The 24,103-nt window shown below is 33.2% G+C and carries 25 protein-coding genes, 2 tRNA genes and 2 pseudogenes; 14 read left to right on the forward strand and 15 right to left on the reverse strand.

The genetic code is table 11. The features are described from left to right. Nucleotides 1-144: 144 nt before the first annotated feature. The 3 genes and pseudogenes from G7051_RS07935 to G7051_RS18425 form a co-directional block, all read right to left on the reverse strand. Entirely contained in the window at nt 145-330 is a 186-nt protein-coding gene (locus G7051_RS07935) for a hypothetical protein (protein ID WP_166199401.1), read from the reverse strand. Nucleotides 331-340: 10 nt separating this feature from the next. Continuing rightward, a complete protein-coding gene (locus G7051_RS07940; protein WP_166199403.1) occupies nt 341-637 on the reverse strand; it encodes a hypothetical protein in 297 nt (98 codons plus the stop codon). Nucleotides 638-852: 215 nt separating this feature from the next. Then, nucleotides 853-1,313, reverse strand: a pseudogene (locus G7051_RS18425) (recombinase family protein). A gap of 120 nt (nt 1,314-1,433) precedes the next feature. Here G7051_RS18425 and G7051_RS07955 point away from each other — a divergent pair. The 5 genes from G7051_RS07955 to G7051_RS07975 all read left to right on the forward strand — a co-directional run bounded on the left by G7051_RS07955 (nt 1,434) and on the right by G7051_RS07975 (nt 7,428). Continuing rightward, nucleotides 1,434-2,225 (forward strand): hypothetical protein, encoded by a 792-nt coding sequence (locus G7051_RS07955; protein ID WP_166199409.1) that lies wholly within the window; start codon nt 1,434-1,436, stop codon nt 2,223-2,225. A 215-nt stretch (nt 2,226-2,440) separates the two neighbouring features. Next, nucleotides 2,441-2,743, forward strand: a complete 303-nt coding sequence (locus G7051_RS07960) for a helix-turn-helix domain-containing protein (protein ID WP_166199411.1) — start codon at nt 2,441-2,443, stop codon at nt 2,741-2,743. Nucleotides 2,744-2,751: 8 nt separating this feature from the next. Further along, the gene (locus G7051_RS07965) at nt 2,752-3,627 is read left to right on the forward strand and encodes a hypothetical protein (RefSeq protein ID WP_166199413.1); all 876 of its coding nucleotides are present in this window, start codon (nt 2,752-2,754) and stop codon (nt 3,625-3,627) included. A gap of 547 nt (nt 3,628-4,174) precedes the next feature. Next, complete coding sequence (locus G7051_RS07970; RefSeq protein ID WP_166199415.1) at nt 4,175-6,163, forward strand: hypothetical protein; 1,989 nt, start codon at nt 4,175-4,177, stop codon at nt 6,161-6,163. A gap of 263 nt (nt 6,164-6,426) precedes the next feature. Next, nucleotides 6,427-7,428, forward strand: coding sequence for a hypothetical protein (locus G7051_RS07975; protein ID WP_166199417.1), 1,002 nt, complete (start codon nt 6,427-6,429; stop codon nt 7,426-7,428). A gap of 220 nt (nt 7,429-7,648) precedes the next feature. Here G7051_RS07975 and G7051_RS07980 read toward each other — a convergent pair whose 3' ends face one another. Both G7051_RS07980 and G7051_RS07985 read right to left on the reverse strand, forming a co-directional pair. Continuing rightward, nucleotides 7,649-8,206 (reverse strand): hypothetical protein, encoded by a 558-nt coding sequence (locus G7051_RS07980; RefSeq protein WP_166199419.1) that lies wholly within the window; start codon nt 8,204-8,206, stop codon nt 7,649-7,651. 27 nt (nt 8,207-8,233) lie between these two features. Then, nucleotides 8,234-8,701, reverse strand: a complete 468-nt coding sequence (locus G7051_RS07985; RefSeq protein WP_166199421.1) for an outer membrane beta-barrel protein — start codon at nt 8,699-8,701, stop codon at nt 8,234-8,236. Between the two features lie 104 nt (nt 8,702-8,805). Between G7051_RS07985 and G7051_RS07990 the strand changes: the two genes are divergently transcribed. Further along, on the forward strand, nt 8,806-9,024 hold the full coding sequence (locus tag G7051_RS07990; protein ID WP_166199423.1) for a helix-turn-helix domain-containing protein: 219 nt from the start codon (nt 8,806-8,808) through the stop codon (nt 9,022-9,024). On the opposite strand, the gene G7051_RS07995 is transcribed toward G7051_RS07990, so the two are convergent. Then, complete coding sequence (locus G7051_RS07995) at nt 9,025-9,255, reverse strand: hypothetical protein (RefSeq protein ID WP_166199425.1); 231 nt, start codon at nt 9,253-9,255, stop codon at nt 9,025-9,027. Between the two features lie 109 nt (nt 9,256-9,364). On the opposite strand from G7051_RS07995, the gene G7051_RS08000 reads away from it, so the two are divergent. From G7051_RS08000 to G7051_RS18430, 3 genes and pseudogenes are all read left to right on the forward strand, one after another. Further along, the gene (locus tag G7051_RS08000; RefSeq protein ID WP_166199427.1) at nt 9,365-9,991 is read left to right on the forward strand and encodes a recombinase family protein; all 627 of its coding nucleotides are present in this window, start codon (nt 9,365-9,367) and stop codon (nt 9,989-9,991) included. 470 nt (nt 9,992-10,461) lie between these two features. Continuing rightward, nucleotides 10,462-10,638 (forward strand): hypothetical protein, encoded by a 177-nt coding sequence (locus G7051_RS08005; protein ID WP_166199429.1) that lies wholly within the window; start codon nt 10,462-10,464, stop codon nt 10,636-10,638. 67 nt (nt 10,639-10,705) lie between these two features. Further along, nucleotides 10,706-11,407 (forward strand): annotated as a pseudogene (locus G7051_RS18430) (recombinase family protein); the annotation flags it as partial. An 811-nt stretch (nt 11,408-12,218) separates the two neighbouring features. Here the strand turns inward: G7051_RS18430 and G7051_RS08015 are convergent. From G7051_RS08015 to G7051_RS08030, 4 genes are all read right to left on the reverse strand, one after another. Continuing rightward, a tRNA-Leu gene (locus G7051_RS08015) sits at nt 12,219-12,301 on the reverse strand. A gap of 8 nt (nt 12,302-12,309) precedes the next feature. Further along, a tRNA-Gly gene (locus tag G7051_RS08020) sits at nt 12,310-12,382 on the reverse strand. Between the two features lie 191 nt (nt 12,383-12,573). Then, nucleotides 12,574-13,026 carry a Rieske 2Fe-2S domain-containing protein gene (locus G7051_RS08025; RefSeq protein WP_166113460.1) on the reverse strand — a complete coding sequence of 151 codons (453 nt, stop codon included), beginning with the start codon at nt 13,024-13,026 and terminating at the stop codon, nt 12,574-12,576. After that, the gene (locus tag G7051_RS08030) at nt 13,023-13,979 is read right to left on the reverse strand and encodes an aldo/keto reductase (RefSeq protein WP_166199431.1); all 957 of its coding nucleotides are present in this window, start codon (nt 13,977-13,979) and stop codon (nt 13,023-13,025) included. The genes G7051_RS08025 and G7051_RS08030 overlap by 4 nt, the downstream gene beginning before the upstream one ends. Nucleotides 13,980-14,187: 208 nt before the next feature. Between G7051_RS08030 and G7051_RS08035 the strand changes: the two genes are divergently transcribed. The 3 genes from G7051_RS08035 to G7051_RS08045 all read left to right on the forward strand — a co-directional run bounded on the left by G7051_RS08035 (nt 14,188) and on the right by G7051_RS08045 (nt 16,039). After that, the gene (locus tag G7051_RS08035) at nt 14,188-15,027 is read left to right on the forward strand and encodes a sulfite exporter TauE/SafE family protein (protein ID WP_166199433.1); all 840 of its coding nucleotides are present in this window, start codon (nt 14,188-14,190) and stop codon (nt 15,025-15,027) included. Nucleotides 15,028-15,032: 5 nt separating this feature from the next. Then, nucleotides 15,033-15,443, forward strand: a complete 411-nt coding sequence (locus G7051_RS08040) for a DUF1634 domain-containing protein (RefSeq protein WP_166199435.1) — start codon at nt 15,033-15,035, stop codon at nt 15,441-15,443. Between the two features lie 137 nt (nt 15,444-15,580). Further along, the gene (locus tag G7051_RS08045) at nt 15,581-16,039 is read left to right on the forward strand and encodes a hypothetical protein (RefSeq protein WP_166199437.1); all 459 of its coding nucleotides are present in this window, start codon (nt 15,581-15,583) and stop codon (nt 16,037-16,039) included. Between the two features lie 98 nt (nt 16,040-16,137). On the opposite strand, the gene G7051_RS08050 is transcribed toward G7051_RS08045, so the two are convergent. Genes G7051_RS08050 through G7051_RS08060 form a run of 3 tightly spaced genes read right to left on the reverse strand, consistent with a single transcriptional unit; the run spans nt 16,138 to nt 18,495 of the window. Then, nucleotides 16,138-17,325, reverse strand: coding sequence for a class I SAM-dependent rRNA methyltransferase (locus tag G7051_RS08050; RefSeq protein WP_166199439.1), 1,188 nt, complete (start codon nt 17,323-17,325; stop codon nt 16,138-16,140). A 4-nt stretch (nt 17,326-17,329) separates the two neighbouring features. Next, nucleotides 17,330-17,923: a 3'-5' exonuclease gene (locus tag G7051_RS08055; RefSeq protein WP_166199441.1), complete on the reverse strand. Its 594-nt coding sequence runs from the start codon at nt 17,921-17,923 to the stop codon at nt 17,330-17,332. After that, a complete protein-coding gene (locus tag G7051_RS08060; protein ID WP_166199443.1) occupies nt 17,917-18,495 on the reverse strand; it encodes a DUF5063 domain-containing protein in 579 nt (192 codons plus the stop codon). Before G7051_RS08060 ends, G7051_RS08055 begins: the two co-directional genes overlap by 7 nt. 432 nt (nt 18,496-18,927) lie before the next feature. Between G7051_RS08060 and G7051_RS08065 the strand changes: the two genes are divergently transcribed. Next, on the forward strand, nt 18,928-19,917 hold the full coding sequence (locus G7051_RS08065; RefSeq protein WP_166199445.1) for a WG repeat-containing protein: 990 nt from the start codon (nt 18,928-18,930) through the stop codon (nt 19,915-19,917). Between the two features lie 69 nt (nt 19,918-19,986). Here the strand turns inward: G7051_RS08065 and G7051_RS08070 are convergent, their stop codons facing one another. Continuing rightward, complete coding sequence (locus tag G7051_RS08070) at nt 19,987-20,865, reverse strand: beta-1,6-N-acetylglucosaminyltransferase (protein ID WP_166199447.1); 879 nt, start codon at nt 20,863-20,865, stop codon at nt 19,987-19,989. Nucleotides 20,866-20,990: 125 nt separating this feature from the next. Beyond that, complete coding sequence (locus tag G7051_RS08075) at nt 20,991-22,394, reverse strand: DUF6056 family protein (protein ID WP_166199449.1); 1,404 nt, start codon at nt 22,392-22,394, stop codon at nt 20,991-20,993. Between the two features lie 207 nt (nt 22,395-22,601). Between G7051_RS08075 and G7051_RS08080 the strand changes: the two genes are divergently transcribed. Beyond that, on the forward strand, nt 22,602-24,005 hold the full coding sequence (locus tag G7051_RS08080) for an OmpA family protein (RefSeq protein WP_166199451.1): 1,404 nt from the start codon (nt 22,602-22,604) through the stop codon (nt 24,003-24,005). The last annotated feature ends 98 nt before the right edge of the window (nt 24,006-24,103 follow it).

The following is a 24,103-nucleotide window of genomic DNA, read 5'->3' on the forward strand; positions in this document are numbered from 1 at the left end:
AATAGTTATTTCTTCTTTTAGACTTAGAAGAAGATCTTCCACATTTCCCAGATCTGCCGGATTAATCATTTCTTTATTATCATTGCAGACCTTTATTAATTCATCAATAGAACTATTATCTAATTTCCTTTCTTTTAATTCATTTCAAGAATACTTTTTTCTAGACAGACTTCTATATTTTTGTAGGCCTTTAAAGTGAATATCTTTAAAGTCTTTTATTATTCCGTCATCAACCAATGAACTGAATTCGAGGGTTTCTCCAATATGAGGGAAATAAGGCAAATGCCAGTCTATATGCCAATCATATATATCACCTGCCCAGTCGAACATGATGCAGTTTTCATTTTATACATTGTTTTAAAAGATCATTGAGGCCTAGTATTATAAAAATAGTAGCATCATCTAGTTGATATTGAATATCAATCACTTTTGAATACTGTCTAATCTTTGTTTTAGTTTCTTCTAAATATTTTAGAGCAAAATCATTTACAAACTTTTGATGTGTTTTCTCATTGAAGAGTACTGATTCCCCAACTCTGGGTATAAAGGGCAAATTATAACTAATAGCCTCAGAAGATCCTTCCGGAGAATTCTTTTCAAATTCTATGTAGATTATAGTTTCAAATAAATTATTCATAGATATATTTTATTTATTTCAATAACTGTCAATTCTATTTCAAAATGGGAATTGTCAATTACAAAAGAAGATGATAATTTACAACTCAAAATGAGAAAATTACAAGAGTAAGTGATAAAATCACCTATTAAAACAAACTTCCTCTTTTGGGGACATTCAGGTATTCCAGATATTTGTAAAGAGTACCTCTAGCTATTTTATGAGCTTTACATACCTCAGAAACACTGTGTGTATTTATCTCCTTCTTTTTCCTGATAAGTTGTTTTTACAATAACTGCTGCTTTCTTAGCTTCTTTTGACAGCCCTTTAGGTCTACCTCCTTGATTGCCGTTTTCACGTGCATTCTCTTTGACTGCTTCCTGCCTCTCTTTTTTAAGGGTTAACTCATATTCTGCCATCATAGAGAATAGCATCAGCATCATTTTACCTGTCGATGTCGATGTATCTATATTCTCAGTCAAAGACACAAAATTAACACCTTTAGCGTCCATTTCCGACACTATTTTAATTAGGTCGAAATTGACCTGCCTAAACGGTCTAGTTTCCATACAACAAGCGTATCACCTTCTTTTAGACAACCTAATAGTGTATCAAATTTAGGGCGATCTTTCGCTGCTGAGACTTTCTCACCTTCAATATGGTTACAACCGAATTTCTTCAGCTCCTCAATCTGCATCTATAGATTACGATACAGTGCATATTTAATAGAAAAAGTAAAAGTTTTTTTGTAAAAGTCTGTATTTAACAAAAACAATTGCTGATTTTTGTTAATCTTGTAAATAACAAAAACTAATTTATGGAATTGAAACTTATTGGTTTTATCAAGTCTCGTACTGTAACACCTGGTTGGAGTAATGGAAAGGCAGGCAGCTTTGAGTACGATCCGTTAAACTATGGTTATCGCTTTGTAAGTACAACCAAAGACTTGAATTGTTATTTATACGCTAAACGAGAAAGGAATGATGAAAACACACCTATTGTGATCAAAGGGTTTTTGTCTTTTCTTATTGCTTGTTGGGGGCAAGATGAATTGGTAATGTACAATACATACAATGAGAAGCGAAAACAACAATTCTTCGATGTAGAGTCTAAAAAGCCAGGCTCATTCAAAAGAAATCTAGAGCAAGAGTTTGCTAAATATTTGTTGGGTATTGAGCAAAAAAACATAGAGTGTTTCCAGTGTGAGTTTGATTACATTTCTATCGAAGAGAAGTGCCTGATATTAGAGTATGGTAGGAACTACTTGGAATACACAGCTTCCCTATATAAGCAAAGATTAAAAGAGATCAAAGTTGAGAAAACGTTTGAAAATTTATTGTATCACGATAACAAAGTAGCACTAATGAATACTCTCCATAAGCTCTTAGATGATACAGCAGGGAAAGATGTAGCTATTGTTGTTAAAGCACTATGCAAGCTAGGTTATTTGAATATACCCAATAATAGGAATGAGCTATATCGTATTATGGAAGCCACTTTCGGTAAAATTGGTACAGCTTCTAATCTGAACGTATATTTAAGCCCAGATAGTAATAAATTGTTAGCTGTAGAGATCGATCCAATAGTTGAAATACTAAGAATAATCTAAATACAGACTTGTAAAAGAGGGAAGTGTGATGCTATTGTATTGCACTTTTTTTTCATTTTTACTTGTCATTGCTTGTCGGCAAGTCATTGGCAAGTGATGACAACTTCAATTCTTTCTATACTATTTCATTAGCTCATACATTTGTTTCAGTCAAACAAATGTAAGTGGTCGCGACCTTACATGGAAAGACTAAATCTTTAATAACAGAAAAAGAGATGAAGAATTTAGTTATACTAGCAAATGAATTCCCAGAGCTTACCATAAATGTAAAGCTTAGCGACTTACTTGAATGCAATCGCCAACTTATCAAAGAGACTAAAGAAGAGCTAACCCAACAAATAACAGAAGCTAATGAAGAAAGTTATCCAACAATAGATGAGGTTGTATCTATCTTAGGAGTAAGCAAAACTACTCTTTGGCGATGGGCAAATCAAAGCTACTTGAATCCTATTGAGGTAGGAGGTAAGCGTAGGTATAAGATGTCTGACGTAAAAAAATTACTCGAAGGTAAGCAATAAACATTATTATGATTGATGGAATCAATTGTAGAGTGCATGGTAAATCATTCCAGAATGTGATGCACTGTGACAAGCTACGATTCAAAGACTATCCCAATCGTACAGAAGCCAAGTATAAAGGATTAATTGTAACAATATACAGAGATGCGAAGACTTGTTACTTGCGTGGTTCTATTCATCTATTCAAAAACGATGGAAGGCACAATGCAGATTTATATACTTATCTAGATTTTGTTCACTCATTGAATAAATTAGAAGATGAATTAGGCATAAATAGTTCGGACTTACAAATTATACGATTCGAGATTGGCGTGAATGTTCTACTCCCTTATCCTGAATGGCAATGCATCAGTAGAATTTCTGAGATACAGAATATGCAACCTACTAAGAAACGGAATAGTTTACTTGTTGAGTATTCTCAATATGTAATCAAAGTCTATTCTAAGAGTAAACAATATAAAGAATTCAAGGATCAGAATATACTTCGTGTTGAGATAGCTTATTTGAAGAAGCAAAAACTAACTCAGGATATTGGAAGGTTATCTACTCTTGATGAATTGTTGAATCAATCTGTTTGGAGGAAGATAGCAGAAGTGTTGAAGAGGTTAGTTTCCAAGTTTACATTCTTTGATTATTTAGAGATGAAAAATAAGAATCTAACAATTGATGAAGCATTATTATTTTATGAATGGAGTAATCCAATATGCATATTACAAGAGCCTAGTAGATCAAAAGTATCTAGAATGCGAAAGAAGGTTAATGAGATTTATCAAAAGTATTCAACAAATAGGAAAGCTAGAGAGCTGATAAAGCAAGTAGAAGAAAAGTTGCAAGAGTCATTGAGGTTTAGTGCTACCGCTGCAACGATTTTACCTATTATCTAAATAGTAAAACGATTGCAGACAGAGTTTAGATTCGAGAGGTTTAGACTCTGTTTGTTTTTTTGTAATTATAACTGAGTGGAGTCTTCTAATACTATTACAATATATTGAAAAAATTGCTTTTTTCATTTAAGATGATAAAGTAGGAAAGATCAAAAAAATACACAACTAAAATTAATTCGCCAAAATCTCGCCGAAATTATAAAAGAAAAAACGCTAACCAATTGATAAATCAACGATTAGCGTTTTACTCTGTACAAGGAAGCCTCGAAATATTGAACCTATACTTAGACTTTTTAAAGGTGGTTGATTTCTTACAACACTCACCAAATGTTATGAAGATATTGAGAAGTTTAAAGTGAATTATCCTACTCTTAAGCGTTCTATTCTCGAACCAATTTCTTGAAGATTTAGAATTAATTTATGAATTGAAAGAGTGGATAGCTAAGCCATAAAAACACTATTGTATTCTAATATATCATTATATTGTTAGCTTTTTATACATTTGTTATAATCCATTAATAAGATTATTAATTAAGTTGATTATATCATGCATACATGTCCTATATGTAAGGAACAAAAAGGCTATCATCGATGTCTTATAACTGACCAAATATATTGTGCATCTTGTTGTATCAAAACACAATCTTGGGCAAGATGTAATACGGAATGTGAATACTTTCAAAAAGAGAAGACTAATTATAAAACATTTAACTCTCAGTCATTTGAAATAACTCGTTTGCCTGACGGAGAAACGACTAAATTTGAAGTGCCACTATTCTTACCTAATATATTTAAATATATAAATTGTTTAGTTTCAGAACTAAATATCTTAATTCTTGATTTTAATAAAATTAAAGTAGACATAAAATTTAAGCTTGAACCAACAAGAATATTAGGTAATGAGTTATACAATAAAGATTCATGGAAAATAGATGCGTCTAATGTACTATCAAAAAATAAAGAGGTTTTAGCTCCATTAGTTTTAATAGCTCCATCAAAATCAAGTGTTTCGAATCTTAAGGAGAGTAAATATCAGTTTGGGGATTGTAGTATTGAGTCTATTAAGACATCTTATAGTATGCATATTTGGGAGCCTCATGCCAAATCTTATTTAGATAAAGTAGATACTAAAAGCATGCCTGAATTTGATTCCGATTATCAATATTTTCCAACACATGAAGGGAATATATCATTCCGAAAATGTGATATATATTGGGGGCCATTTTCCACAAAATTTGAACATAGATTTTCATTTCTAATTGAGTCATTGGATGTTCACGTTAATGAAAATGGGAGTATATTATCACAATTTGGTATATGTCTACCATATAATAAAATTACAGTTGAAAAATTTAGATTATCTAAGCCTTCAGAATTTGAAATATCTAATGACTCTTTTTTAGCATTACAAACTTTTGGCAAGCAAAAGGTAGCTAAAATGTGGGAAATACCATTAATTCAGAATTGGGACAATATGTATCACGGTGGTTATGTTAAAGTCGATTATAATAGACTAAATTCGACATTTTCTTATGATGTCTATTGTTTTGCTGATTTTTTCACTCATTTAAACTCGAAAAAAACGATTTTGTGTAGTTTAGTTTCTGAGTCTGATTATATCGTTTCTGCATATTTTAATTGTTTAAAAGAATTATATAACAATGAGTATTCTCCGATAGATTTAGTAATAACAAATACATCTTCAGATATTCAAAAAATGAAAATTGAATATTCGATTCAAGATATTACGCACCCTCACATTGAGAATATATTTATAGAACCAAAATCAACTAATTCAATTCCTATACTACCAAATATTCTTGAAGATAAACTTGCCAAGATTGTAGAACACTCTAATGCCCATCTAAATGTGAAGGTTTATCAAGATAATATTTTGATATTTGAAGAATCAAAAATATTTAATCTTCTACCTAAAGAAACATTCGTGTATGATAATGAAGATAATGGGAAATCTAAAAAACTATATTTTTATTTTCTATTGGCTCGTTGGGTTACTCCTAATAATAAGGTTATCGATGGAATTATAAATGAAGCTGCTGAAAGTTTAAAAGAAATTATAGGAAATGGAGATAATCTCTTCCAATCACGAAAAGAAATAGAATCAATCTATAATACTATTGCAAAATATGTAAAATATGTTTCACGAACTTTTAGCTTATATAAAGGAGAAACATCTTTGCATCAAAAAGTTCATCTACCTGAGAATACATTGAAAAATAAATCAGGTAATTGCATTGACTTAACAGTTTTAATGGCAAGTTGTTTAGAGAAACTTCGCTATAATCCTTTAATTATTACAGTTCCTCATCATGCATATTTAGGTATAAAGTTAAGAGATAGAACTATATTTATTGAAACAACTAAATTGGGATATGAAGACTTTGATGAAGCTCTAAGAGTTGGAAGTGAAAACACTGAAAAATATTTCACACCTGAATTACAACCGAAAGAATCAAAATGTACAATGATAGATATTCAAGAAGCGAGAAAATACAAAATATTTCCTATGAATTAGTTTTATAAGCGTGCGAGGATCGCACGCAATCAATAATAAATAAACTAATAATTGAAACGCACACTGGTGCGTTTCTTTCATTTTATATAAAAATATTTTCAATAACTATTTACATTAAACTTTTAAAGTTTATATATCTAAGTGATATGTAAATAAAATATCTTTTCTCTTACTATCAAGAAGGGGAAAATGTATGCTACAGAGTACATAGTTTATTCAATTATGTAATCTAAAAATAATAAGAGTTTAATTATTAATTAAAAATGTATAGTTATGAAAATAAGAATTTAAAATTTGATACTGTAAAAATTAGAACTAAGAAAGAATATTTGATAAATACGAATATTCAATTCAATAAGAATTATAATACCAATGGAGATTTAACAGGTATATATTATAATTCTAAAAATGATAAATCAATACCTTATGATTTATACATAGGTGTAAGTTATACAAGTCAGTCACTAACATTAGAATTTTCAAGTAAGATATTGCTTGATGACTATCCTAAACTAATAACAGGAACAACTTTCAGACAATGTTTAGAAAATATCAATAAGTTAGGTATATGCACCATTGATGTAGATAGAATTGTTAGTGACTGTTATTTCTCGAAAGCTCATATCACCAATGATATTGATTATACACTAACCAATGACAAGCTAAGGTTATTAAATTCATGTCTTGGTAACTACAGACGCTTTAGATGGGAGCATTACAAAAATGAAGGGATACGATTTACCAAAGATGTGAAGTCAAAGGATTGTAAACAAACTGTTGTTATATACGATAAAGAAAAAGAAATTTTAATTAGCAAGAATAAACCGTTTCTTGATTTACTTGATAACCCTGATGTAATAATAGATTACTTTAAAGGTAAAACACGTTTTGAGATGGAATTAGATTCACCAAAGAAAATATGTAATTTTCTAAATATTGGTAGTTCCCATATCAATTATATATTCGGTTCTAATGTAAACCCTTTACTTGTTCAATTCAATAAAGTTTTTGGTGAAGTAGAAGCAAAAAATAAGTATTCTGTTACTAGCTATGAAGATTATTCTATGAAAGCTATCATCGAAAAACACGATGGCGATTTAAAGAAGATAGAACAAGAGATGAAAGACCTCAACGTGTATAGTTCCAAATCTCGCACAGGCTTGTCTGAACGAATGAAAAAGATAAAACAGCTACATTCAGAAATGTATAGTAAAAAGTATGATTCTATTAATATTTTAGCTAAAATCAGGGAAAAACTAAGCTGAAATATAGTGCTTTCAAGTTAAGTTTACCAAGTATGGTATATATATTATCATGTATTTTTGCCGAAAATGGCTGTTTTAGTAGGATTTTGGTGTAAAGCGATTATCGGGTGTATAAGATTTTGAAATTTTGTATGAAAATAAAAATGTATCAATATAATCTATAAAAAGACTTATTGATACATTCTTATTTGTGTCAGATTAATCTAAAAGGTTAAACTGATTATTCAGTTTCAATATCACATTTTATATAACCATTAACTTTCATTAGAAAATTATAATCAGGATACATATTTTTATTTAAAGGTAAAGTAATATTTTTGAACTCTAACTTCATGGATTGTTTCGATTTGTCATATTCAGTTACGACAACCTGACCTTTATATTGCTTAAATTTGTCCGCATTGACAAATAAATTATTAAGAAGATACATTTCTTTTTTATAAAATAAAGTCACTTCATACGATTTGTGGTTAGACAAATCATCACCAACCTTGATATTATCTAAATCCAAATTGAGAAATTGGATAGATAAATGAGTGCTATTATCCTCATCAATGAATATTGTAGCAGTTAATGATTTCGTTCCTGTCAAATTCGGAACACGATAAGTGATGCCGCTTAAATCTGAAAATGTATTTATAGGACTATTGTTTAAATTTAACTCAATAGACTGAGAATGATTGCCGTTATCGTCATCATCTTTACTGCAAGATGCGAAACTAAGCATTAAGAATGATATTAGCAGAAATGTGAAATGTTTTAAGTTATTCTTTTCCATAATATTATATATAAATTAAGTTTGTGATTAAAGTTTATAAGCTATTGTTAACATTGGTACGCTTTGAGAACCTGAGTGGCTCATAGCACTGTATTTGTACTGAAACCCAGCATGAAATTTATCATTGATGTCATACCGACCACCAAGACCTAAATTCAACCCAAACTTTGATTCGTTTTCCGCACCACTGCCTTCCCATGAATTAATACCAAAACCAATAATAGGAAATACTTTAACCTTGCCGCCAATACCATATAATCTATGGTAATCAAAGTTGATTTCTTTTAGGCTTACCCCATCTTTTTTAAGATAGGCATTGATAGATGGAGAAAATTCATGTTTTTTACCTGTGAGGTTAAAAGTAAGCCCAAAGCCCGCTGTTTCAATCTTAGAACCATACAGGAGATTAGCTTGTAAAGAATTTTTAGTATCCTGTGCCTGAATGCTACCAGATACAACAAATACCATTAACAATGGAATGAAAAGTTTTTTCATGAAAAATAAGTTTTAATTAATTAAACACTAGTTATCATTTATGATAACCATGTGCGAAGATAATAGCATTTTCTTTAGTTATCAAATATGATAATTAAAAATTTATGAATAAAGAAGATTTGCTTATTGCTATTGGTCGGAATATCAAGAAGATACGAGAGGAAAAAAATATTAGTCAAGCTGAACTTGCAGCACGATGTAACTACGAAAAATCGAATATGAGTAGAATTGAATCAGGAAAGACAAACCTTACTATTGGTACATTGTTGAATATAGCAAAATCATTAGATACTACTATAATCAATCTCATCACAATAGATTAACTACTTTGGCGAATGTTTCTTTTGTTGTAGGATACCCTTTCTAATCACTATCCTGTCATTCATATACTTTTCATTTAATCCACGATTATACAAGGTCTGTGCTGCTATTCCTATATCTTCTTTTGTAAAAACATTATAAATAGCCTGAATACTACCGAAATAGTAATGTTCATCTGTATCTAAGACATGGACATGGATAACCTGTCTTTGTTGTGATTCTTTATCTTTCATCCTACAAATATACCAAAAATAGTAAATATAATAAAAATAACTACTGCTTTTGTTTGGTAAATATATTAATTATAGTTACTTTTGAGTTGTAATCATAAATGATAACATGATGAAACGAGTAGTAATATATGCAAGGGTAAGTAGTTCAAATGGAACGCAAGACTATCAACGTCAAATTAATGATTTAACAGCTTTTGCAAGTCAAAACAACTATGAGGTGGTGAAAGTACTAGCTGAGATGGTTAGCGGTGCTAAAATCAATACTGAACGCCCTGCATTAATGGAATTGATAGAGTTTGTTAATACCAATGATATAGATAAAGTTTTGGTAACAGAACTTAGTCGATTAGGTAGGGATACTTTACAGACTTTGCAAACCATTGAATTACTAAACCAAAACAGGATTTCATTATATATCCAAAATTACAATATTGAAACCCTAACATTAGATAAGGAGATTAACCCAATGTCTCAATTCTTAATCACTATATTAGCAGAAGTGGCACGCATGGAACGTAAGACCATTAGAGAAAGAGTTGAATCAGGATATAAAAATCATCTAGCCAATGGTGGTCGTGTAGGTCGCAAGATTGGTTATAGAAAAGATGATGAATTAATGAAAGACCAATACATAGAGGATATAAAGCTACTTAGAAAAGGCTATTCGCTTAGAAACATTACAAAGATAACGGGAACTAGCGTAAACACATTACGAAAAGTAAAAGCTATAATTTAACAGTGGGGTAGGTATCCCATATCCCACCCCCTACCTACGTATCCATCTGACTAAAAGATAAGAAAACGATACCCCATAAAATCGAGTACATTATCTTGTGTGTATCTCACTTAAAAAAATTCCAGAAAAATTTTTCTTCAAAATCTGAAAATCCATTTGGGAATGAAAAATAAAAAAAGTATATTTGTTAATATAATCAAAAAACAGCATTATGAATAATCTGCCCTCAATGGAAACATTGGGGATAGGTTTGTATTGCTGTTTTTTTGATTTGTATTAGGTATTGGTAATGTGAGGATAATGATTAGAAGAAAAATTTATGTAATGATATATAAGGGGTTTATCCAAGAATGTAGATTGTTTAAGAGCGTACTTTGATATGCTATGTCTATGATGATTCCAGACGCTTACTTGTAGCGGATACAAGTATAAAATAAGGTGGCTTGCCACTATGGTAAATTAACTTACCAATGTTTGAAAAACATGAAGAATTAAAACTAACATATCAAGAATTAAAAGAAATTGAAGGGTATGAAAACGTAACAGAAGAAGAAGCAACAGAAATAATAGATATAGTTTCTATGTTGTCAGTAATGGTATATAATACCTGTAAAAATAAAAAAGTTAAAAATACTGGTTATGAATAAAGAATTATTTAAAGTTTTTGCGAAAGGTTATGAAGTTAACAAAGATATAACCCCAGGGAATGCAGTAATGTATAACAGGGTTTCTACAAAAGAACAAGAAGAAAACCAAAGTCTTGATGTGCAACTTGATGTATGCACGAAATATGCAGAAAGGTATCATCTAAATATCGTGAGAGAACCTTTTGGTGGGGTCTTTGAGAGTGCAAAGACTGATAAAGAGAGAAAAGAGTTTAACAAAATGTTAACCTTTATTAGAAGAAATAAGAAACTAAATATCAAATATGTAGTAGTGTATAATACTAAGAGATTTAGTAGGACGGGAAGTACTACCATCATTGAAGAATTAGAATCTATGGGGATTATTGTATTATCAGCAATGAGTAATTATAACCCCAAAACAGCAGCAGGGAAATTTTGCCAAAGAATGGAATTGGCAACAGCTAATTTTGAAAATGAAGAAAAAGCCCAAACCACAAAAGACCTCAGTCGAGCAGCATTACTTAAAGGTCGATGGGTTGGTAAAGCTCCGAGAGGCTATGACCAAAAGACAACGAAGAAGCAACAAACTATAACCATTAACAAAGAAGGTGAGTTTATAAAGAAAGCTTTTGAATGGAAAGCAAATGAAAAGCTAACCAATCAAGAAATTATGCAACGTTTAGCTAAATTGGGGTATCATATCACTAAACAAAAACTATCAGAGGTATTGAAAAATCCATTTTATTGTGGAAAGATGGTACATAATTTCTTAAATGGGGAAGTTGTTAATGGTAATCATCCCCCTATCATATCAGAAGAAACGTTTTTAAAGGCAAATGAGGTGCTTAGTTTGAAGTATACGGGTGGTTATGAGCAGAAGAAGGAAAAAGAGTGGGCGATACTGTTAGGTGCTTTAAAATGTCCTTGTTGTGGTTATAATGCAACAGCTTCTATGTCTACCAAAATGAAAAAGAAATACAATAGGGAAGTATATTATTATGTGTGTTCTCGTAAAGGGTGTAAATTCAATAACCAAGTAATCAAAATACACGAAGTGTTTAAAGACTACTTATCTAATTTATCGGTAAATGGTATATCAAAAGATGTATTTGAAAAACAGCTAACAAAGGTCTTTAATAACCTAAACAAACAAGATAAGTTAGATACACAGCAAATGAAAACAGAAGTATCTAAATTGAGGACACAACTAAAAATATTAGAAGGTAATTGGGCACTTGAAACACATCCTAAAAAGAAAGATATTTTGTGGAACAATATAGAAAATACTGAGAAGAAAATAGTAGAGATTGAGAATGAAATAGACAAACACGAAAGTTCCATGTTGAACCTTGATACCTACCTAAAACATGCTATTAATATGGTGTATAACCCACTGAAAATGTGGAGTAAAATGGATTTAGGTGATAAACAACGTTTTCAAAATATGATATTTCCAAAGGGAATTGTTTTTCATAAAGAAAACAGTCATATTGAACCTCTTGAAATCAATAATTTCTTTAATATAAATAGTTATAATATAGGTGATTGCTCAAAAAAAGAAATGGGATTTAACAGTGAAAAAACTGTTAAATCCCAACCTGTACTCGGAGCGGGACTTGAACCCGCACAACCTAATGGTCACAAGATTTTAAGTCTTGCGTGTCTACCATTCCACCATCCGAGCAGCCTATGAGCGAAAGACGGGATTCGAACCCGCGACCCCGACCTTGGCAAGGTCGTGCTCTACCAACTGAGCTACTTTCGCAAAATATAGATCTACTTTCGTTTGTCGTTACAAACTACTTCGGTAAATGCGAGTGCAAATGTAGAATCTTTTTTTGATTTGACAAACAAATTCCGCACTTTTTAGCCATAGATAGCTATTTATTATTTCGGTTGTCAACGTAAATAGCCTTTACTGTGCTATTTTTCAAAGCAATAAATGGAATGGTTTTTCTAATTTCTTATCCTGAAAAAACTACCATCTTTCATTACCCTATAGGAACGTAAGCGTTCGGTCGAAGGGCCCGATGTAACTCTGCCCGTTCCGTCTGCTATTTGATAAATTGATTTACATTTTGGACATTGTGCCTGTAAGGAGCTTATGACTTCTATTTCGTTTATCAAAGGAGCTTCATGAGGACAGCAAAGGTCATAAGCATATATCCAAGATGCTTCGGCATTACTGATCGCTAAAACTCCTCCGTATCCGGCATATTTAACCGTGCCTGTATTGTTGTAATATTTTTTTGAATAAAAAGGATTCTGGAATTGATGTTCCAGAGTAATATTAATATTTATTTCAACAAGTTTTGTTGGTACAGTACTGTTTTGGCTTTCTTCTTTAGCACAAGCTGATAATAAAGAAATAACTGTAATAATAAATATGTATTGAAAAGCTCTAATCATTTCTTTAGGATGTTGTCGATCAATTGTAATTCTTGTGCCGAAAAATCAGGATTGTTCAGGGCAGCAATATTATCTTTAAGTTGTTTTACTGAACTTGTACCCAATATGACTGAGGTTATATAAGGATTGTGTAAAACCCATGCTAAAGCCATTTCGGCAAGAGTTTGGTTACGGTCTTGAGCCAGTGAGTTTAAAAGCTTCGATTTCTCCACTGCTTCAGCAGTTACCTGATCTTGTTGAAGAAAACCGCTTGCTTTGGCTGCACGTGAATCCTTTGGGATTCCGTTGAGGTATTTATTAGTAAGTAGCCCTTGAGCTAAAGGCGAAAATGCTATAAAACCACTACCTTCTTTATGTACAAGTTCGAACATTTCTTCTTCGGGATTGCGGACAAACATATTGTAACGATCCTGATAGATGAGGCAGGGTACTTTGTTCTCATTAAGTATGCTGAATGCCTTTTTTGCCATTTCATACGGATATTTTGATAATCCGATGTATAAGGCTTTACCTTGTCGTACAATATCTACCAATGCCATCATGGTTTCTTCCACGGGAGTTTCGCTGTCATAACGATGACTGTAGAAAATGTCGAAGTATTCTAAGCCCGTTCGTTTCAGGCTTTGGTTAATACTAGCCATAATATACTTGCGAGACCCTCCATCTCCGTAGGGACCCTCCCACATCAGATGCCCTGCTTTAGACGAAATAATCATCTCGTCACGGTGTATGGACAGATCATTTTTCAATACTTTTCCAAAAGTTTCCTCTGCACTTCCGGGAGGAGGTCCGTAATTATTAGCTAAGTCGAAGTGAGTAATGCCTTGCTCGAAAGCATATAATAACATTTCGCGAGAATTTCCGTAATCGTCAATTGCTCCAAAGTTATGCCACAAACCTAAAGAAAGGGTAGGAAGCTTTAATCCACTGTTTCCGCAAAATTTATATTCCATATATTTTAGTTCTAAGTGATGACAAATGTAAAAAATCTAAATAAGAAGGCTACGGCGAAGATATTTAAAATAGATTAATACCGTTAATTTAGCAAGACTTAATATCTTTGTATTCAATAAAATTAAGGTAAAGAGCTTGTTATTTGTCTTTTTTGTGTCATTCAAAAAAAGAATAATCACAAACAAACTTTCCATTATTAAGATAGATATGTCATTAGAATTATTCACATTCGTTTTATTTCTGGGAGCTATTGCTGCCGGTTTTCTCGGTTCGCTTACAGGGCTAGGTGGAGGTGTAGTGGTAATCCCTTTACTAACTTTAGGTTTTGGTGTTGATATGCGTTATGCCATTGGTGCCGCATTAGTCACGTCAATAGCCAGTTCGTCGGGAGCGGCGGCAGCCTATATCAAAGAAGGCATCACTAACGTTCGAATAGGTATGTTCCTCGAAATAGCAACTACTACGGGAGCTGTTTTAGGTGCCGTAATTGCTATTTGGCTCGATAAAAAATATATTGCACTGATCTTTGGTTGTGTGCTCATATTCTCGGCCATTCGAACAATAACAAAAAAAGAAGAGAAGATCGATCCTCTAGCTCCAAGCGATAAGTTAGCCGAGAAACTTAAATTGAATGGCTCTTATCCGACTAAAGAGGGCGTAGTAAACTATAAAGTACAAAATGTGGCTGCTGGTTATTCTTTAATGACACTGGCAGGTGTTTTGTCGGGATTGTTAGGGATTGGTTCTGGAGCCCTAAAGGTATTGGCTATGGATACTGCCATGAAAATACCATTTAAAGTCTCTACAACCACAAGTAACTTCATGGTGGGGGTAACTGCTGCTGCCAGCGCTGTTATTTACTTACAAAGAGGTTATATTGATCCGGGATTGGCAATGCCTATTGTGGTAGGTGTTTTGTTGGGAGCCTTTTTCGGTTCTAAGCTATTGCCTAAGATAAATGTTAAGAAACTGCGAATGATATTTAGTATTGTAATTTTCTTCTTAGCAATATCAATGATGTATAACGGTTTAACCGGTAAGTTATAAAAAGCATGAAACATATATTTTCAAGAGAATTTTGGGGCGAACGTGATGTCGAACAATACATCGGCAAACTATTACGCTATGGAGTGATGCTATCGTGTGCAATTACATTGTTTGGTGGAGTTATATATTTGTTCCAACATAAAGGAGTCATGGTTGACTATAGCCCTGTTCCTACGGGAATGGCTTTCGGGGTAGAGGATTATTTACGCGAACTGAACACTATATTTCCCCGCATGCTCGATTTCGATGGAGCTGCCATTATTCAATTTGGTGTTCTTGTGCTTATTGCGACTCCGATTATTCGGGTTGCTTTCTCGGCGTTCTCCTTTTTAATCGAGAAAGATTATTTGTATGTTGTTATAACGTTGATCGTTTTAGCAATTATAATGGGTAATATGCTTTTAGGACTTCATTAAGCTGTCAGTGAGTATTGTGCTATCTATTATTTAGTGAGATTGAAGTTTTCATTCTTTTCTAATATTTTATTATAGAGCCAGTATGGAATATTTAAGAGCGAATCGGTTTATAATACCAGAATTAAAATATTAATATAATGAAAAAGATATTAGTTGTATTTGCGGTTATTAGCATCTTTTTGATGGTGTCGTGTCGAAATACAAGTGCGACACAAGAAAGTACGGAGAATGTTCCTTACGAAACTGTTCAAGGTTACTTCGTGAAGAATGATGCAGATCTGTCGAAGTTGAAAAATGGAAAGATTGCAACAGAGGCAGAGTTTTCTACGATTTTTGGACCTGCTGCAGTGATGGGACCTAATGGTATGCCTACAACTGTCGATTTTTCTAAACAATATATTATTGCAGTAGTTGGTAATAAAACGGATTCGGCGGTAACTATTGTTCCGGTAAGCTTAGTGAAAAGAGGTGATCGCTTAACTTTTACATATGAGTATAAAGTTGGAGACAAGCAATCTTTTACAATTCAGCCATCACTTGCTATAGTTGTTGATTCTAAATATGCAGGCGATCTGGAGTTGAAAGAAGTAGAATAATAGATTGATCTGTTTAAGAAAGATCTCATAAAAATATAGAGGCTTATTCTTTTTCGGAATAAGCCTCTATATTTTTATGTCTATTTAGCTGTAGTAACTTATTCTACATACAATACCAATCCTTTCAAGTATTCACCTTCAGGATGATAAATGTTGATAGGATGATCTGCAGGCTGAGTTAATTGGTGTAATATTTTCACACTTCTGCCCGTTTGAGCTGCGGCACTGAACACTGCCAGTCTGAATGCATCTTTAGATATCACCTGAGAACATGAGAAGGTAAATAAAATACCTCCCGGAGCTATCTTTTCAAACGCTGTGGCATTTAGTCTCTTGTAGCCTTGCAGTGCATTTTTTATTGCACCTCTATGTTTAGCAAAAGCAGGTGGATCTAAAACAATAAGATCATAATCCCCTTTATTGATTTTTGCTAAATACTTGAATGCATCTTCAGCATATGCCGAATGTCTGCTGTCATTAGGGAAGTTTAGTTCAACATTATTTTGTGTGAGCATAATTGCTTTGGCTGAACTATCTACCGAGTGTACCAATTTTGCCTCACCACGCATAGCATAAAAAGAAAAGCCTCCTGTGTAGCAAAACATATTCAGCACAGATTTATCTTTCGAATATTTTTCGATTAAAGCTCTGTTATCTCTTTGGTCAACAAAGAACCCTGTTTTCTGCCCTTTAACCCAATCGGGTTGAAATTTCAAACCATTTTCAATTGCTATATCTTCTACATCTTTTCCTCCAACAAGGTAGCCGTTTTCGGCGCCTAAATCGGCTTTATATGGTAAGGTTGTTTCCGATTTGTAGTATACATTCTTAAGGGTAGATCCCAATACTTCAATTAAGGCATTGCTGATTTCTACTCTTGACTCATGCATTCCTACAGAGTGTGATTGCATGACAGCCGTATTGCCGTATATGTCTATTATTAATCCGGGAAGGTTATCTCCTTCGCCATGAATCAGTCTGTATGCAGTGTTGGTTTCAGAAACTACTCCTATCGATTTACGAAGGCTGAATGCTGTGTTGAGTTTTTCTTTCCAAAATGCAGCGTCTATATTTCTTTCCTGAAAACTAAGTACACGAACTTCTATACTGCCGATTTGGTAATGTCCTACGGCTATAAAATCGTTATTGGCAGTGTATACATTTACAACTTCTCCTTCGGTCAGGTTGGAATCTTTTTGTGCAACTGCTCCCGAAAAAATCCAGGGATGAAAACGGCGAAGCGATTCTTCTTTCTTCGGTTTTAGTGTAATTTTTTTATAGCTCATATGTTTATTTTTCTTCTGATAAGGCGGGGTTGAGACGTATTAATTTATTATATATTTTCAGACATGCCCATGCATCAAGCGAAGCATATTTCTGTTGTGCCTCGGTTAATACATCAGCTTCCCAGTTTGAAAGTCGTTGGCTTTTTGATATTTTTTCTCCGAAAAGTATGGCGTAGATACGTTGTAGTCCATTGTCCTCTATTCCGAATTTTTTCACAAAAGCTTGCAGTTCAATAAAGTTTTTAGGCTCTAATTGCATTCGTTTCCGTATTGCCGAGAAATCATCTTTTAGAGAAAGCCCGATTTTTTTTATATTAGGATTTATTAGAATATGGTTAAGACATTCGGGTATATCTATGAAATTCAGCCGGAACAAAAAACAAGTATCTTCTGTCGAAAGTTGCATCAATGCAATTGTTCTGATGAGTCCTTTTTTGAACGATGGGCGTGTTTCGGTATCAAAACCGATAATAGGGTGTTGCTCTAAAAAAGAAGTTGCTTTTTGTGCTTCTTTCTCTGTTTGTACCACAATTATCCGTCCGGGAAACGTTGCCGGTGGCAAAGTTGCTATTTCTTCTTTTGATATTGTACTTACCACTCTTCTTGAATATTATTGGAATCCAAACCATTGTCTTCCATATTTTCTTCATCTATTGCATATCTTAAAGAATGAAGTGCTCTAAGAACATTTACTAATTTTTGTCCCCAGTAAAGTTTGAAGTTCTCGAAACAAGTGTATAAACCTTCGCTCATATTTTCTTCGATCCCTTGCTCATATATGGATATGAAATTTTTAGTATCTTGATATATATCTGCAACATCTTCGGATATGCTTGCAGAAATAGGCGTGTCGCTATATTTCATGTCTTCGACAAAAACTTCCAGATAAGTGTCATTCTCTTTGTATGCCGTATATAGCTTAGAAACGATATAATTATAGTCGTCTTCGGTAACGGTAACTTCCGGGTATATCTCGTCCTCTATCTCTATTTCTGGCAATAGGGATGCCTTCAGATAGAGTAGTGGCAATAATTTTGTTAATTTATCGGTGTACTCTTTACTTGTAATGTTCTCAGGATTCTCTAAGAATGTGCAATATTGTACAGCAACTGTTACAAATTCAACTACATTTTTTGAAAATACGATATTGCTTGCCAGCTCTTTTCCCATTCTGAATATTTTTTTGTCTTATCTCTATTTGTGATCTATCCAAGTATAACTGCGAATATTTGTTATGACTTTCAAATATGATCTTTTATATTATCAATTACTTAACTTTATTTCGATACTACAAATTTAGGAAATAATATTGAAACATAGTTCTTGTATATTATATCTTCTAAGAACACTCATTATATTGGCTTTATGTTTGTATTCTGATAACTAAGTACTACATTTGCAGTGAATTTTAAAGTCACAGACTTTTCTTATTACTTGTTCACGAATGATCACTACAAATAGATATAGTTAAGAGGTAAAAGCAAAAATGTTACTTTAGTAAAAGTAACTAACTCTGGTTTTTGCACTTATAAAAGCACTGAAAACTGTGTGAGCTTGCCTACAATAAAAAGATAACTAACAATAAAAGATTTAATATACTTGATGAAGACAATTGCATTTCTACTAACCGTTTTTTTTTCAGTAAGCAGTGTGGCTTATGCTCAGAAAGCCGAAATCTATCAAAACAAAGACAAGTTTGGTATAAAACAAGGTGATAAAACTTTAGTTAAAGCCCAGTATGAGGCAATGGAATTTCTTGAAGAGGGATTTTTTGCGTTTAAGAAAAAAGGAAAATGTGGCGTCATAACGAAAAGCGGAACTATTGTTATTCCGGATGCATACGATGGTGTAAAATCTTATGGTAATGGATTGTTCTTGGTGAAAGATGGAAAAGCTTGGGGATTAGTAGATCGAACCAATAAATTGGTGTTGCCTATTAGCTATACCAGTTTCAAATTTGTGAATGACCATCTTTGTGAAGTTAAATCTCAAGGAAAATTTGGTCTTATAAATAAATACGGGGAAATTGTTATTCCTGCTCAGTATGAAGGGGTAGCACCTTTTAATGATACATTTTTCTTAATCGAAAAGGGCGGTAAATCGGGACTTATTGATGACAATGGTAAGGTAGTTGTCGAAGCACAATATGATGGCTTTGATAAAATTGCAGACAAGGATCTTTATAATGTACGATTGGGTAATAAGATTGGATTGATGACTGCCGAAGGGCAAGTTCTTTTAGATCCTGTATATGATAATATAGAAGATGATGCATGTATCGGCATGAAGTTAACCGAAAATGGGAAAATCGGATTTTATACTAAAACCCGTCGTCTTGTAGCTCCTGTATACTCAAGGGTGCTATTTTATCAACCCGAATTGGGATTGGTTGTAGTAGAAGAGGGTGGTAAGTTTGGTGTGGTAACTTCTCGTGGTACAGTTACTCCTTCAGCTTATGAGAATATAAGTCGTTTCTCTCCAAGAGGTATTGCCTTTGTTGAGAAATCGGGTAAATTGATGGCTATAAATTCCGAAGGTCGTGAGATGATTCTTCAGGAAATTATGGGTGCAGGTAATCAGCCTCCTCAGTAAATCTAAATATAGAATATAACAAAAGGTCATCTGAACGGATGACCTTTTGTGTTTTTATAATAATGAAGATTATGATCTGCTTATGTTTTCTTTGATCTTTTTCAGTAAATCCTCAGAGACGGGATATTCAAATTTTCGTGCAAAAAGGGCGTCAGATTTTAGTATATCATTGTAGTCATTGCAGTCTAAATTAGCCGGGAAATTTCCATTCCTCTCTTCCCAGATGATAAACCTCATATTGTTGTTTATGATATTCTCTTTCATGGGCGAATTAAGAAGAATGGTTTGAAAAAAAATCTCTTCGGAACAAAACGAATACTTGAATCTTTTTAAGAATCGAGGATGATTCTCCATGTATTGAAAAACATATTCTAAAGATTCTCTTTTTAGAGACCAATAGGTTGATCCTCCATGTAATGAGGGGAAGTCTTTGCTAAAGCTCCTTTTGAATCCGATTTTTTTCTGAAGTTTAGAAAATCCTTTGATTAGCCTTTCATTTAACCCCGTTCTTCCATCTATCAGATCGTATATGTTATACCTTGACAATCTATCCGTCCCATCTTCGGGCCAAGCAGGGTAGGGAAGCGGAAAGTATTCCATAAAATCCTTATCTCGGTTTGTTTCCATAAAATCGTTGAGCCTATCTGTTGAAACAATCGGATAGTCATGTCCTGTAATGAGATGAAAGTGTTTGTTGGCCGAATCTCCTATAGCCTTTTCCGCTAATTCCAGTATAGCTCTTAGGTGATTGATACCTCCCCAGTTGATTTTATACGTTTGGGATACATATTGTACCCTTTCTTTTGAAGACAGCTTCTGTATATCATCTTTAGAAATTGAGCTTTTACGGTCTATGTGGATATATATATTGAATTTGTCATCGAAAAAATTGACCAGATCTTCGAGGTGATGATAATTCTTATATGCTGTAATTAAAATGGCTTGCATTGGCTTTATTTAGAATTTGAAAAACGAATGTAAATAAAAGCTTTTAGTTTAGCTCTTAAAGTATATCATTAAATATTCTCTTTTGCTTGATGTTATCTTTAGTAGCATAACAGGAGCAGATGTCTTTACTTTTCGAGCTGAAAGTCAATTCCGTAATACAAAGACATATATGGTAAAGCGTACGGTGTATCCCCTAGTCCAAATTTGGTTCTGGCCTGATATTCTTTGAATACTACAGTTTTAGTATTATTCTCTTTCATCTTTTTTATTACGGCTATTCTCTCTTCCCATATATCACTTATTGCCGTAACATCTTTGTAGGCATCGTAATAACTGGCCGAAAAGCTTATCAGGCAAAAGAAAAGAAAGCAATATTTCATTTGTTTTATAATAGACGATGGGTTGCTCGTTATCTTGTTATAAAGTATTCCGAAAGCGATAATGTTGAGGGTAATAGTGCCAAACCAAGCTCGTGCCGGAAATCCCGGTGATGCAATCATTATGTAGATTGATATAAATAAGCCGATAAAATAAATCAAGATGTAGGAGAGTGTCGCTTTCCTGTTATTTGGTTTGATGTTTATATACATTATTATTAATAATGCAATACCCAGATTGAGAAGCCCCAGATAATTGATGAATCGTTGGCTGTAAGTTAAAAACCTGTATAAGATAAGAAACGGACTTATAGATGTGCCTTCGGCTCTCACAAAATTTCCGGGAGCAGCTATCATTATAATATACCCGGTGATTGCCCCAAGAAGACCTGCGTACATCCATATCGGGGTTGCTTCTTTATTGAGTTTGTAATATATAATGAAACAAATTATCATAACTATCATTGCAGCAGCGGTATTTTCATTGGTCCATCCGGCAATAACTCCCCCTATAAGCATGAATAAAGAAGCTGTGATACTTTTGAAAAGAGATAGTTCTTCATCTTTGTATAAACGATAAGGGAGCAAGAACAAGAGAATAAGGAGAGTTCCCCATAAATAATTAGAACTGCCTGTAATCCATAAAGCAGTTTCAGCAAATACCGGTTGCAAAAACCATGTTAAAGAAAACGATATGATGAGAATGCTTATGTTATTTTTTAAACTTCCTGTGATATGATAGTGCATAGCTAGTATAAAGCCTATAAATCCCGCAGAGTTTATAATGTCGATTACAAGTGCATTATCAGTTAAAAGCAATGACTGGGTGATAAAGTGCACAACACTGCGACCTCCCCACTTGTAATAATGTAGATATTGGGAATAAAATACGTCGCTGATGGATGTTAGGCGATGTTCGGTTTGGTATATGAAAGAATAGACAAAGTCATCCCCGATTAAAGGGGTTTTGATATTAAGGAATAGAATAGATCCGAAGAATACAAATAGAATAAACGTAAACAGAGAATTATATATATATTTATTCTGAATGATTAAATTCTCAAAAAGAATGGCTTTTATTCCAAGCTGATTTAGTTTGTTTTTTGCCTCCAATATCTTTTTTTTGAAAAGAAAGGGTAATTTATTTAACATTTTGCTTCGTCTTCTTTTTAAGAGTTTTATTTATATACAAATATAAAAAATTATATATTCTTTTGATAAAAAAGTGCTTATTTGTATCTCTAATGTGTTGTTAAAAAACTCTTTTATGCTGAAAAAAAGAGGTTTAATGTTTTTCTCTTAAAAAAAACTCTTATATTTGCACATTATTACGAATTAACATTAATCAATGTTTCAGATATGAACAAAAAGGTTTTCTTCACTACATTTTTATTTATTGCCAGCCTTTTTTCATTAACAGCTCAAGAAGAGTCGAGCCGTACTCTTATTGTTGATGAAGTCGAATATGGTCAACCGAATCAGACCTATAATACATATAAGACTACTTGGAAAAAGAATCGTTTTAAAGATAACTGGATTATCTCTCTTGGAGGTGGTGCTCAGACGTACTTTGGAATTGATGACAGTAAAGGTCCAACACAAGATCGTGTAACATTTGCTCCTCAATTTTCGATCGCTAAGTATTTTTCTCCAATTTGGGGATTAAGATTAAACTTTACCGGAGGTTCTCTGCATGGCTTTAACGATGGTAGTTTTGGTACGTATGTTAAATGGAATCATGGTACCAAAGATTATATGGGACAAAGCGTTGTAGGTACACCTGGGTATCCTAATACAGGTCCTTCAGCTGCTATGTTGACTTGGGATCCTGCGTGGAATCATATGTTTGATTTGACTGATCCAGCGGTTTATGCTGCAAATATAGGTCAGGACGGAGATAACTATTATTGGAGACCTGGTAGAGAACAAGGTAAGCTTTATATGCAACATATTAAGTATGTTCAAGCTAATATTGACTTTATGTTTGATTTCTTCAACTTGGTAGGTAATTATAATCCAAAACGTTTCTTTGAAATTACTCCTTTTGGTGGTATTGGTATATATAATGCATTCTCTAATATGGGAAGTGTCAATATGTTGGTTGCCGGTGTTCATGGAGGACTTATTACCAAGTTTAGATTAAGTGATAGACTGGGATTAAATGCAGAATTTTCAGGTTCTGTAGTTCCTGATTCATTTGACGGGCAAATAGGTGATACTAAATCTATGGAAGGTATTGGTCAGGCTACATTGTCTGTTGCTTACAAATTTGGAAGAACAGATTGGGAAGTTGCTGAGCCTATGGATTATGAATTGGTAAATCGTCTAAACGATGAAATAAATACATTAAGAGAACGTAATGCTAAACTGGCTGCGAAAGAGTGTCCTACTTGTCCTCCTCCACCCCCAGTTGTAAAAGCTGAACCTACTTCGGATGTTAAATTCTTACCTGATCCTGTATTCTTTAGACTTGACAAGTCGGTAATAGATCCATCTGAATGGGCTAGAATCGATAAGGCAGCTACTTACTTAACTGAACATCCTGATGTGAATGTTGTAGTTACAGGATATGCTGATAAGAAAACAGGTAATCCTCAGTATAATATGAAACTTTCGGAGCGTCGTGCCAAGACAGTAGCTCAAGCATTGATCGAACAATATGGCATCAATCCGCTGAGAGTATCTATTAACTGGTCAGGAGATAAGATCCAACCATTTAAGATAAATGAATGGAACCGTGTTGTAATATTCGTTATTGAGTAAGTAAAGAATAAATATCATAAAATATGAAGCGTCTCTTAGTGAAAACTAAGGGACGTTTTTTTATATTTGTCTTTATTGTAGAGACTTAATCGTAAATC

It is taken from the genome of Dysgonomonas sp. HDW5B (assembly GCF_011299335.1).
GTDB lineage: Bacteria > Bacteroidota > Bacteroidia > Bacteroidales > Dysgonomonadaceae > Dysgonomonas_A.